General features: G+C 44.3%; 10 protein-coding genes and 1 pseudogene. 7 read left to right on the top strand and 4 right to left on the bottom strand.

Annotation, left to right across the window (positions count from 1 at the left end):
* Positions 1 to 299 precede the first annotated feature (299 nt).
* Positions 300 to 1,265, top strand: coding sequence for a class I SAM-dependent methyltransferase (locus tag AACX68_RS02015; RefSeq protein WP_228860438.1), 966 nt, complete (start codon positions 300 to 302; stop codon positions 1,263 to 1,265).
* A 111-nt stretch (positions 1,266 to 1,376) separates the two neighbouring features.
* Here the strand turns inward: AACX68_RS02015 and AACX68_RS02010 are convergent.
* Positions 1,377 to 1,651: pseudogene (locus AACX68_RS02010) on the bottom strand (transposase); the annotation flags it as partial.
* 346 nt (positions 1,652 to 1,997) lie between these two features.
* Here AACX68_RS02010 and nudC point away from each other — a divergent pair.
* Entirely contained in the window at positions 1,998 to 2,765 is a 768-nt protein-coding gene (nudC, locus tag AACX68_RS02005; protein ID WP_228860437.1) for an NAD(+) diphosphatase, read from the top strand.
* Positions 2,766 to 2,840: 75 nt separating this feature from the next.
* Here nudC and dcp read toward each other — a convergent pair whose 3' ends face one another.
* Positions 2,841 to 5,039, bottom strand: a complete 2,199-nt coding sequence (gene dcp / locus AACX68_RS02000; RefSeq protein ID WP_228860436.1) for a peptidyl-dipeptidase Dcp — start codon at positions 5,037 to 5,039, stop codon at positions 2,841 to 2,843.
* A gap of 425 nt (positions 5,040 to 5,464) precedes the next feature.
* Here dcp and hemE point away from each other — a divergent pair, with 425 nt between their 5' ends.
* The 5 genes from hemE (at position 5,465) to AACX68_RS01975 (ending at position 9,040) form a co-directional block, all read left to right on the top strand.
* Positions 5,465 to 6,529 carry a uroporphyrinogen decarboxylase gene (gene hemE, locus AACX68_RS01995; protein WP_228860435.1) on the top strand — a complete coding sequence of 355 codons (1,065 nt, stop codon included), beginning with the start codon at positions 5,465 to 5,467 and terminating at the stop codon, positions 6,527 to 6,529.
* Between the two features lie 5 nt (positions 6,530 to 6,534).
* Complete coding sequence (gene nfi / locus AACX68_RS01990; protein WP_228860434.1) at positions 6,535 to 7,212, top strand: deoxyribonuclease V; 678 nt, start codon at positions 6,535 to 6,537, stop codon at positions 7,210 to 7,212.
* A gap of 76 nt (positions 7,213 to 7,288) precedes the next feature.
* Positions 7,289 to 7,879 carry a YjaG family protein gene (locus AACX68_RS01985; protein ID WP_228860433.1) on the top strand — a complete coding sequence of 197 codons (591 nt, stop codon included), beginning with the start codon at positions 7,289 to 7,291 and terminating at the stop codon, positions 7,877 to 7,879.
* A gap of 184 nt (positions 7,880 to 8,063) precedes the next feature.
* A complete protein-coding gene (hupA, locus tag AACX68_RS01980) occupies positions 8,064 to 8,336 on the top strand; it encodes a nucleoid-associated protein HU-alpha (RefSeq protein ID WP_099109277.1) in 273 nt (90 codons plus the stop codon).
* A 50-nt stretch (positions 8,337 to 8,386) separates the two neighbouring features.
* Positions 8,387 to 9,040: a DUF1481 domain-containing protein gene (locus AACX68_RS01975; protein ID WP_228860439.1), complete on the top strand. Its 654-nt coding sequence runs from the start codon at positions 8,387 to 8,389 to the stop codon at positions 9,038 to 9,040.
* 49 nt (positions 9,041 to 9,089) lie between these two features.
* Here AACX68_RS01975 and purD read toward each other — a convergent pair whose 3' ends face one another.
* The gene (gene purD / locus AACX68_RS01970; protein ID WP_228860432.1) at positions 9,090 to 10,373 is read right to left on the bottom strand and encodes a phosphoribosylamine--glycine ligase; all 1,284 of its coding nucleotides are present in this window, start codon (positions 10,371 to 10,373) and stop codon (positions 9,090 to 9,092) included.
* Positions 10,374 to 10,393: 20 nt separating this feature from the next.
* Complete coding sequence (purH, locus tag AACX68_RS01965) at positions 10,394 to 11,983, bottom strand: bifunctional phosphoribosylaminoimidazolecarboxamide formyltransferase/IMP cyclohydrolase (protein ID WP_228860431.1); 1,590 nt, start codon at positions 11,981 to 11,983, stop codon at positions 10,394 to 10,396.
* Between the last annotated feature and the right edge of the window lie 652 nt (positions 11,984 to 12,635).

The following is a 12,635-nucleotide window of genomic DNA, read 5'->3' as shown; positions in this document are numbered from 1 at the left end:
GTAATAAAAATGTTAACGGAAAAATATAATAACTGAAGCGGAAGATTTTAATTGTAAATTCAAATTTACTGATGGATATGCTTACTTATTGGGAAGTTTGAAATATGGTATTTTTATATCCGATATTTCAAAGGTAACCAAGAAATAATTTCTGAATTACACAATAATCACTATTGCATAATAGGTGATCCGGAATGCTGTTCACAAGAATATCTTATACCAGTTCAAACAAACATTGCAATTATCATCTTGTTTGAGCAAGAGATTGATCATGTTAAATTATTTGGAAGTAATTGAAAATGAATAAACAGGATAATCTAGATGTCGCATTTTCTGGTAATATAATAAGTAAAGCAGTTATGTTAGCAGAACATATGAATTTATTTGACCACTTTGATAAAAATGGCCGAATAGTTGAATCTGAACTTAGAGATCATTATAAGAAAAAGTCTTCTTATGTTGATGCTGTAATTACGTCTTTAAAAGACGGTGGTATATTGACTGTTGTCGATGGTATGTGCCAATTGCAAATAAGTGTTGAGGAGATAAAAAAGAAATTACCTATTTTCAAATTATGGTTATATGCATATAGAGATTTATTATCTAATCAAGAAGAAATATTTGATGGGAATTACAATGTTCTTCCTTATGATGGTGCTAGTGTAGCCAGATACTCAGCCGAGATAGGTGGGTATTTTATTGATAAACATATGGAAAATATTTTCAGTCAACTTGATATTAGTGGCACCTTGTGTGATATGGGATGTGGCGCAGGTTTGAGGTTGATTAATATTTGTCGCCAATTTGGTTTTAATGGTATTGGTATGGATATTAATGCTAATGCCATTGAGCTAGCAAATAAAAATCTGAGAGAAACATATTCTGGATCGAGTGAGATAAAATTTAAACAACAGGATGTTACTATAATTAATGAGATTAACCCATCCGTTGAAGCTATATTATTTACTTTCTTTACACATCATATTGAGCCAAATGAAAGATTAGAAAAACTACTTAATGATTATCGGAATTTATTCCCTAACCTGAAGTTTATTATTTTATTTGATACTGTTACTAATGAGAAAGGAAATAGCATCAATAATATTTTCGCTAGAGGGTTTGATTATATTCATCGGCTACAGGGGCTTGTACCACGGACTCGTGCAGATTATATGGCAATTTTCGAAAGGAGTTGCCTACATGTAATAGATGAAATAGTACTGGAGGTTGATAATAGCTACGTTTGGCTGTGTAAGGTTAATTGATATGAAAATACTGATCCTAGATTGTGGCACAACAGGGAGTGATTGTGCTCATCATTTACAGCCAGTCTCTTGTTAGCCAATGGCTATTACAATGTCGTTTTGTATTTCCGTTCACATGGGGCGCCAGACAATGATAAACGCCAGTGCCAGTATGCTGGCGTAATTTTGTACTGATTAATCGTATTTTTTTGCTGTTACACGAAAATGTTTAATTCTGGCAAACGTATTTTCCACTTAATGACGGTGATGGTATAAACCGTTATCAATCTTCTTATCCGATTTTCGCTTGTTTTTCCGGTAGGAATGACCAGTGTTGCTCTTTTTTGTTTGACTATTTCCCTGAAGTATTTGCTATCGTAATCCTTATCTGCAATCACAAAATCCGAGGTTAACTCAGGTGTCTTTATTAAACTAAAATCACTCCTATTAGTGAATGCAATGTGTCAGGGATAGTTATTTGTAAAATGTCACCTACCAATGTGAGCTTATGAAATATATAAGAAATATTGGCCTCTGATGAAGTACATCGTCAGGCATTAATAATTAATAAATGTCAACGCATATCAGGACGAGGCATATGTCAGAATGCGTTCAAAACACAACAAAGAAAGTCGTGCAAAAAAATATTGGATGCATTCATATAGATCTTGTATATGAATGATGGTTAACATTTAATTAACACTGACTTGGTTAATATATTCTTAATGAGCACAGCTTATGATGGAGCCAATAATGCAAAAAAAACTGACAGGTATAGAACGAGGCTGGTGGATTGTCAGTCTTGAAAACAGAGTCTGGCTTCCGCAGGGAGACTTACCACTGGGAACTGCCGAGAGCTGGTCATTGCAGGGCCTTGTAGCCTACGCTATCGGCGAGTGGTTGGGAGAAGTAGTGTGGCTTGTCCGTCATAAGATGGCATCAGATATGTATTCTCCCCGCCGGATTGCAGAACAGGATCCTCAATTATTTCAGCTGGTAGGGCGCGGAGTCCAGTTGGCTGAGTTTTACCGCTCGCATCGTTACTGTGGGTATTGCGGTCATGAAATGCAGCAGACTGAGCACGAGTGGGCCTGCCTGTGTCACCATTGCGATGAACGCTATTATCCGCAAATCGCTCCCTGCATTATTGTCGGTATCCGCCGTGAAGATCACATTCTACTGGCACAACATCAGCGCCATCGCAATGGTATTCATACGGTGCTGGCTGGGTTTGTGGAAGTGGGTGAAACACTGGAAGAGACGGTACACCGCGAGGTGATGGAAGAGAGTGGGATAAAAATCCGTAACCTGCGGTATGTGACTTCTCAGCCGTGGCCTTTTCCGCATTCACTGATGATGGGGTTTCTGGCTGATTATGAGAGTGGAGATATTGAGCACGATCCCGTTGAGCTAATCAGTGCGGATTGGTATCGATATGATGATCTTCCCCTGATCCCCGGACCTGATACGATTGCCCGTCGTCTGATTGAGGAAACGGTCGCACTATGTCGTCAGTACTGATAGCGAATATTTACAACTCATGAGAGTTACCCGGTGTTTTATATCGGGTAACTCTCAGTCTTTAACTATACTTGGTTATTTTTGTTCCGTAAGACCCCGGTTTTTCAGCATAGATTCAGTACTTGGTGGCTTACCTCGCCAGTCGATATACAGTTTTTCCAGATCGGTACTATTACCGCGCGATAGTATCTTATCGCGGAAAATCTGACCATTTTCTCTTGTCAGACCGCCATGCTCGGTAAACCATGCAAACGCATCGTCCGCCAGCATTTCTGTCCACAGATAGGCATAATAACCGGCAGCATAACCACCGCCCCAAATGTGTTTGAAGTAACTGGAACGGTAGCGTGGCGGCACGTAGTTGAGATGGATCTTATCTTCTTGCAAAGATGCGGCTTCAAATTTATTCACGTCCTGCTGTGGCTGATCTGCGGCCAGCATATGCCAGTGCATATCCAGTAGTGCGGCTGACAGTAACTCGGTCATTTGATAACCTTTGTTAAACTTATCCGCCTGATTGATTTTATCCATCAGTGCCTGCGGCATGACTTCACCGGTTTGGTAATGTCTGGCGTAATTCGCAAATACCTTGGGATCACGGGCCCAGTATTCATTAATTTGTGACGGGAACTCCACAAAGTCACGGGCAGTACTGGTTCCTGACAGCGTCGGGTATTCCTGATCGGCAAACATGCCGTGTAACGCATGTCCAAATTCATGGAATATTGTGATCACATCATCATACGATAACAGTGCCGGCTGGCCCGGAGCCGGTTTGGTAAAGTTGGCAACGTTGTAAATTACCGGTTTGGTTCCGAAGAGTCTGGACTGATCGACAAAATTACTCATCCAGGCGCCACCGGCTTTATTGTCACGCTTAAAGTAATCGGAATAGAACAACGCCAGTTGTTGCCCGTCCTTATCGAAAACTTCATACACGTGGACATCGGGATGATAAACCGGAATGTCTTTGCGCTCTTTAAAGGTAATGCCATATAGCAGGTTGGCGGCGTAGAACACGCCGTTATTCAGGACGTTATTCAGTTCGAAATAGGGCTTAATCTGGGACTCGTCCAAATCATACCTTGCCTTGCGTACCTGTTCGGCATAGAACGGCCAATCCCATGCTTCCACTTTGAAGCCGCCTTTTTGCTGGTCAATCACGGCCTGAATATCTTTTGCTTCACGTTCAGCGCGTGCAGTTGCAGCAGGGACAATATCACGTAAAAACTTCAATGCGACTTCCGGTGTTTTTGCCATCTGGCTTTGCAGTTTCCATGATGCGTAATCTTTGAAACCCAGCAGCTTAGCCTGCTCAGCACGGATTTTCGCTAATCGGGACAGCGTTTGGCGGGTGTCGTTATCATCCCCTTTTTCAGCCCGGTTCCACGATGCTTCGAATAACGCCTTACGTGTATCGCGATCTTTCAGATCTTGCAGAACCGGTTGCTGGGTCGTGTTCTGTAATACGAACAGCCATTGATTATCCAGCTTACGCTCACTGGCAGCCTGTGCAGCCGCAGCCATTTCGCCATCGGATAGCCCGGCCAGCAGGGTTTTATCCTTAATCGTCAGAGCGCCATCTTTGGTTGCTGCTAACAATTTGTTGGTAAATTGAGTACGCAGGGTTGCCGCTTCCTGATTTAATGCTTTCATTTTTATTTTGTCGGCATCAGATAGATTGGCACCCGCTAATTCGAATTGCTTATAAATGACTTCTACCAGACGGAGCGATTCTGAGTCCAGATTCAGTGTTTCACGCTGCTGGTAAATGGTTTTGATGCGGTTGAACAGTTTACTGTTCAGCATAATCTCATCATTCATTGCCGCCAGTTTTGGTGACATTTCTTCACTGAGTTTTTGCAGCCCGTCAGTCGTATTGGCTGAGGTCATCGCCCAAAATACGTTTGTTACCCGATCCAGCGTCGTGCCGGTTTTCTCCAGTGCGATAAAGGTATTTTCAAAGTCAGGCGGTGCGGGATTATTGGCGATCTTCTCCACTTCTTCCAGCTTCTGTTTAATACCGGCCGTGATTGCAGGTGAGTAATCTGTTTCTTTTATTTTATCAAACGGAGGAGCCTGGAAGGGGAGTGCGCTGGTATAGAAGAAAGGATTATTCTTATCTTGTTGTTGGTCAACTTTATCGGTCACACTTACCTCCTTTATCTGGCCACCTGATACGCTAGTGTGGTCAGAGCCCCGTTTATTTTCTTCGGCTTGTGCCTGAGTGCTTAATGCTAAGCCAATAGCCAGTACTAAAATGGATAAACGCATCAGTCGAAACTCCTCCATGTAAACTTTATAGGTTATTTATCAATAAAAATGACTTTATAAGAGCTTTGAGACAGTCGATTGACTATGGCCGCTTAACGAAAGCCCATGAACGACCGTCAATTAACTAACGTAAACCAATTCATCCAACGATTAACTGAAAAGCGCGAACGGTGAAGGATTATGGCAATGTGAGATACCAGATTGCCTGCGCGCTACATACCTGTAACACAAGGTTAACATAATGAGAGCAATAGACCGGAGTGCCTAGCTCTTGTTCCTGGTTTTGTGAGCCCATACATAAATTTTTTTCATCTTAGGTTGTTGATTGATGACCGAACGTTTATTTATTGGCAGTCACAACGGAAGTTAGGCTTTTGACGTGTTATCATGCGGGCGCTTTTTGTCGATAATCAAGGGAGCCTGTCATGAATGAGTTGAAAAACGACCGTTATCTGCGTGCCTTATTACGTCAGCCAGTTGATATCACTCCGGTATGGATGATGCGGCAGGCAGGACGATATTTACCTGAATATAAAGCAACACGGCAGGAGGCGGGGGATTTCATCTCGTTGTGCAAAAATACTGAACTGGCCTGTGAAGTGACTCTTCAGCCTTTGCGACGTTTTCCTCTGGATGCGGCCATTCTGTTTTCCGATATTCTGACCATTCCTGATGCAATGGGATTAGGGCTGTATTTTGAAGCCGGTGAAGGCCCGCGTTTTCAGTCGCCAATCCTTAACCATGCCGATGTAGCAAAGTTACCTGTTCCTGATCCGGAGATGGAGCTGGGTTATGTCATGGATGCTGTCCGTGCAATACGCAAGGCACTGGCAGGGCAGGTTCCTCTGATTGGTTTTTCCGGCAGCCCGTGGACACTGGCAACCTATATGGTCGAAGGCGGAAGCAGTAAGGCGTTTACTAAGATTAAAGCCATGATGTATGCTGAGCCGACGACACTTCATCTGTTGCTGGATAAATTGGCTGATAGCGTTATTCTATATCTGAATGCTCAGATTAAAGCAGGCGCACAATCTGTCATGATTTTCGATACGTGGGGCGGTGTTTTGTCCCAGCGCGATTATCAGGAGTTTTCCCTGCGATATATGCATAAGATTGTCGATGGGCTGATCCGCGAGCATGAATGCCGCCGAGTACCTGTCACCCTATTTACAAAAGGGGGAGGGCAATGGCTTGAGGCGATGGCTGCAACTGGCTGTGATGCGCTTGGGCTGGATTGGACAACGAATATTGCTGATGCTCGTCGTCGTGTCGGAGATAAAGTCGCCCTACAGGGGAATATGGACCCATCTATGCTGTATGCTCAGCCAGCACGGATTGAACAGGAAGTCTCGACCATCCTGCAAGACTTTGGTACAGGTAATGGGCATGTTTTCAATCTGGGGCATGGTATTCATCAGGACGTTCCGCCAGAGCATGCAGGGGCTTTTGTCGAAGCAGTGCACCGGTTATCAGCGAAATACCATCAATAAAATCTATGTACAACACTAAAGCACTACGTCAAGAACAGATAGAAAAAGCACAGCAGGTGATTCGCCATGATATGCTTCCAGCTTCTTTTATCCCGGAATTCATTGCAGGCGCTGACGTTGGGTTTGAAGAAAACGGCACGATAACCCGTGCCGCCATCGCTGTTTTACATTATCCCACTCTTAAGCTGGCCGAATACCAAATAGCGAGAATGGCGACTGTACTTCCCTATATTCCCGGTTTACTCTCATTTCGTGAATATCCGGCATTGATCGCAGCATGGGGTAAGTTAAACTTACGTCCTGATTTGGTGATGGTTGATGGTCAGGGGATAGCTCACCCAAGGCGTTTCGGTATTGCCAGCCATTTTGGTTTGCTGGTGGATGTTCCGACAATCGGGGTAGCTAAAAGTCGCCTGTGTGGTGAACATGCTCCTGTCGGAGAAGTAGTGGGAAGCCGTCAGCCACTGATCGATCATGGTGAGCAGATAGGTTTGGTCTGGCGGAGCAAAAAAAGGTGTAATCCACTCTATATTTCCATTGGTCATAAGGTCAGTATTGACAGCGCCATTGGTTGGGTTGAACACTGTATGAAAGGATATAGGTTACCTGAACCGACCCGTTGGGCTGATGGAATAGCCTCAAATAGAGCGTTTTTTAGGCAAACAATGCAGAAAAGTCTTTAATTGAGGCGGAAATATGTGGATATTCTTGATTTTCAGGTAAACTTCGGCGCAAATTAGGCATCATGAGTAACGACTAATGTTAAGAAACCCGATTCACCTGAGGTTGGAGAAGCTTGAAAGTTGGCAACATCTGACTTTTATGGCTAGTCTATGTGAGCGGATGTATCCGAATTATCACACGTTTTGCCATCAGACTGAGTTTGCTGATCCTGCACAATATCGCCGAATTCTTGATCTGGTGTGGGAGACATTAGTTGTCAAAGATGCAAAAGTAAATTTTGATAACCAGCTGGAAAAATTGGAAGCCATTATCCCATCAGCAGATAGCTATGATATTTATGGTGTGTATCCAGCAATTGATGCGTGTATTGCATTAGGTGAAGTCATTCATTCGCGTTTGAGTGGTTCAACGTTAGAGCATGCAATAGCCGTCAGTGAAATATCCATCCGTACTGTCGCCATGCTGGAAATGACGCAGGCTGGTCAGGAAATGACAGAGGATGAATTAAAGGCATTGCCTGCCATTGAAGAGGAATGGGATATTCAATGGGAGATTTACCGTTTATTGGCGAACTGCGAAGAACGGGACATAGAATTAATTAAAGGATTAAAGGCTGACCTCCGTGAGTGCGGAGTCAGCAATATCGGCATAAATTTAGAGCAATAAGTTATAAAACGTGACTTAGTGCTTGATTTGCCGGATTTAAAGACTTCACATTTGCCCTCACTCTGTTCTAAATTGAGGGCGAAAAGAAGTGGCTATCGGTGCGTGTATGCAGGGGTGCTGTCAAATCGGCATATCCGTCGCACTCGATGCTTTGCAAACGATAAACACACTGTAAGGATAATCTATGAATAAGACTGAATTAGTTGATGCAATCGCAGCAGGTGCTGATCTGACCAAAACTCAGGCTAAAGCTGCCCTGGAATCAACTTTGGCTGCAATCACCGAATCTCTGAAAAGCGGTGATGCAGTACAACTGGTTGGCTTTGGTACTTTCAAAGTTAATCATCGTGCAGAGCGTACTGGTCGTAACCCACAGACTGGTAAAGAAATCAAAATTGCAGCTGCAAACGTACCTGCTTTCTCTGCTGGTAAAGCTCTGAAAGACGCAGTCAAGTAATCGTATTGCGAAAAAAGAAAAAAGAGGGGAAGTCAACGCCCCTTTTGTTGATGATACAGGGGCTGTTAGCATTGGGGTTAATCTCATTGCTCAGCGCCTGCTCAGTCAAACCGAAAGAACCCACTTTCAGTGCCAGTGGCTTCATTACCGATGGCGGCGTTATCCGCTTATGGCGTCTGAATGATCAAAACAGTAAACCTCAGGTTATCATGAGCGTTTACAGCCCTTACCAACACAAAAACACCACTGTTACTTTCTACGAATACCGTCAGGGTCATTTATGGCAGATGCGCCGCAATGTATTTAATGATAATCCGACAGAGGAAATCCTGCGGTTAGATAAAAACGACAACGTTGTTTTTATGCAACGCGAGTTTGATGGGCATCGCGAGCAACTTTCCAACGATGACATCATCAGGTCATTGTTTGAGGCCAGTCGAATAAAAGAAACCAGCGATGTTCTCATTGCCGGGAAGGTAAAGCTGATGCAGGGGCACTGGCAGAACGGTGAAGTGATTACCTGTTCAGGGGATAAAATATCGATTGAGTTTGACCCTCAGTCACAGGCATGGCTCGAAGAAAGAAGTAAAAACAGTTATGGCATACTCACCATTGCATGGCTGGAGTCACCAGAAGGTAAACAGTTATTGTTAGTTGCCAATGACGATTTTTGTCTTTGGGAGCCGACGAAAGATAAGCTGTAAACCAGTTACTTTCGCCGACTTTTTATTTCTGGCTTTTTTCTGAATATCGTTATTTCAGACGAGCAATAGCACGGTAGCCAATGTCTTTCCGATAAAAACAGCCTTTCCAGTTAATCTTTTCTGCTCTCAGGTAGGCTTTTGTCTGAGCTTCAGCGATATTGTCTCCCAGTGCCGTAACACACAAAACACGGCCACCGGCGGTGACTACGTCTTTATCTTTCAAAGCTGTTCCGGCATGGAAAACTTTTTCATCCGCTTGCGGTTCTTGATTCAGGCCACTAATGATATCGCCTTTAGAGTAATCAGCCGGATAACCGTTTGCAGCTAACACGATACCCAGTGCAGAACGGTTATCCCACTCAGAGGTTTTGCCATCTAACTGGCCTTTTGCTCCGGCAAGACATAGCTCCACTAAGTCGGAACGCAGGCGCATCATAATAGGCTGTGTTTCAGGATCACCAAAGCGGCAGTTAAATTCGATGACTTTCGGTTCACCCTGTTTATCAATCATCAAACCGGCATACAGAAAACCGACATAAGTGTTTCCTTCAGCAGCCATGCCTTTAATGGTCGGATAAATGACTTTTTCCATGACCCGCTGGTGAACCTCATCCGTGACTACAGGAGCAGGGGAATACGCCCCCATTCCACCGGTATTTGGCCCGGTATCACCATCACCTACTCGCTTATGATCCTGACTGGTTGCCATAGGAACCACATTTTTACCATCCACCATGACAATAAAACTGGCTTCCTCTCCATCCAGAAACTCTTCAATAACAATCCGGTGCCCGGCATCGCCAAATGCATTACCTGCCAGCATATCTTTAACTGCGTTCTGCGCTTCTTCTATTGTCATGGCAACAACGACACCTTTACCTGCCGCTAGCCCATCGGCCTTAATGACAACCGGAGCACCTGTTTTTTCCAGATAAGTGAGCGCGGGGTCTATTTCGGTGAAATTCCGGTAAGCCGCCGTTGGAATATGATGGCGAGCAAGGAAATCTTTAGTGAAGGCTTTAGACCCTTCCAATTGCGCGGCGGCTTTAGTCGGGCCAAAAATTGTCAGCCCAGCCTGCTGGAAAGCATCAACTACGCCAATAACCAGCGGTGTTTCAGGTCCTACAATCGTGAGATCAATATGGTGGCTTTGAGCAAATGCCAGTAATCCTTCAATATCTGTTGCGGCAATATCCACATTTTTCAAGTTCGGTTCCAGAGCTGTGCCTGCATTACCCGGAGCGACGTAAACCCGCTCTGCCAGCGGAGATTGTGCCGCTTTCCATGCAAGTGCGTGTTCCCGTCCACCACTACCGATGATTAGTATATTCATTATTATCTCTCGTTATAGTGTTAGTGGCGGAAATGACGCATTCCGGTGAAAATCATGGCAATACCATGTTCATCAGCAGCGGAAATGACCTCATCATCACGAATAGAGCCTCCCGGCTGGATCACACAAGTCACGCCGACAGAAGCAGCGGCATCAATGCCATCGCGGAATGGGAAGAAGGCATCAGAAGCCATTGCACATCCCTGAACTTCCAGACCTTCATCCCCGGCCTTAATTCCTGCAATTTTAGCTGAATAAACCCGGCTCATCTGGCCTGCGCCAATGCCAATAGTCATATTATCTTTGGCATAAACGATAGCATTGGATTTAACGAATTTAGCCACTTTCCAGCAAAATAAGGCAGCCTGCATTTCCTGTTCTGTGGGCTGACGTTTGGAAACAACCTGCAATTCTGCTTCTGTTACCATGCCTAAATCGCGATCCTGTACTAATAAACCACCATTAACGCGTTTGAAATCCAGACCGGCAACTGCTGAATTCCATTCGCCGCATGACAGAACGCGGACATTTTGTTTAGTTGCCAGAATAGGCAGTGCTTCTTTATTAATAGAAGGAGCAATAATAACTTCGACAAACTGGCGCTCAATAATGATTTTAGCCGTGTCAGCATCCAGCTCACGGTTAAACGCGATAATCCCGCCAAATGCGGATGTTGGGTCAGTTTTGAATGCCCGATCATAAGCGGTACGAATATCCGCTCCAATCGCTACGCCACAAGGATTAGCATGTTTGACAATAACACAGGCGGGTTCGGCGAAAGTTTTTACACATTCCAGAGCGGCATCAGTGTCTGCGATATTATTATAGGAAAGTGCTTTGCCCTGTAATTGCGTTGCTGTAGCGACAGAGGCTTCTGTGATTTTCTCTTCTATATAGAAAGCAGCATCCTGATGGCTGTTCTCGCCGTAGCGCATATCCTGCTTTTTAATAAAGTTGAGATTGAGTGTGCGTGGGAATTTTCCAGATGGTTGATCGTTATCGCCATGATAAGCCGGAACCAGTTTGCCAAAATAGTTGGCAATCATACTGTCATAAGCAGCGGTATGCTCAAACGCTTTGATAGCTAAATCGAAACGGGTCGGTTGAGTGAGGGAGTTCTGATGGTTGTCCATTTCCTCAATAATCTTATTGTAATCCTGTGCGTTGACAACAATCGCAACATCTTTATGGTTTTTGGCCGCAGAGCGAACCATTGTCGGGCCACCAATATCGATATTCTCTACAGCATCTTCCAGAGAGCAATCCGGTTTCGCGACGGTCTGGGCAAAGGGATAAAGATTAACGACTACCATATCAATAGGTGCAATCTGATGTTGCGCCATTACGGCGTCATCCTGCCCGCGTCTGCCAAGAATGCCACCATGTACTTTGGGATGAAGTGTTTTCACCCGGCCATCCATCATTTCAGGAAAACCAGTATGGTCGGAAACTTCAGTGACATTCAGGCCTGCCTCAGCCAACAGGCGGGCGGTTCCTCCCGTTGAAAGCAGTTCAACACCGCGATTAGATAAGGCCTTAGCAAATTCAACAATACCCGCTTTGTCAGAAACACTCAGCAGGGCACGACGGATTGGACGAAGCTGTTGCATTGGTGTGATCCCTTGGATTTCATCAAACAAGAATGTGTTATTGAGAAAAATAGTTACCTTTTAGGTCAGAAAAACGCCATTCGAATAAAAAATGGCTTTCCACAATAACATTTCAAAACAAATCGAAAAAAGCACATGGCGATTTTTTCCACTGAGATTGTAACGCAAACGTTTGCGTGATGCTCGAGAATTTTTAGTAAAATATCGGTCTGTTGATAACTCTGTGTTTAACTTGGTATAAAGTGGCGTTTTGCTGTGTAATGCAGCAAACGATAATTTTTTTCAAAAAAACTATTGTCAGGGCCGAAAAACTCCCTATAATGCGCCACCACTGACCGACGCTGAGCTGCAACACGCCGCGCAGGACAGCGGAAGGAAAGCGAAAATAAACGCTTGACTCCGGAGGCAAAAAGCGTAAGATACGCAGCCTCGCAACCCGGAACGAAAGGTTCGGTTGCCATTGCTCTTTAACAACTTAATCAGACAATCTGTGTGGGCACTCGCAAGACACTATCGACATGCCGAAAGGCAAAAAAGATTAAAGTCTTGAAGAGTGACTGAAACAGTTAATTCATTACGAACTAACAGTAACGATTCTTTGAGCATCAAACACTTTTAATTGAAGAGTTTGATCATGGCTCAGATTGAACGC

Origin of the sequence: Xenorhabdus sp. PB61.4 (assembly GCF_963894935.1) — a bacterium.
Lineage (GTDB): Bacteria > Pseudomonadota > Gammaproteobacteria > Enterobacterales > Enterobacteriaceae > Xenorhabdus > Xenorhabdus stockiae.
This window is presented reverse-complemented; position numbering and strand designations above follow the sequence as displayed.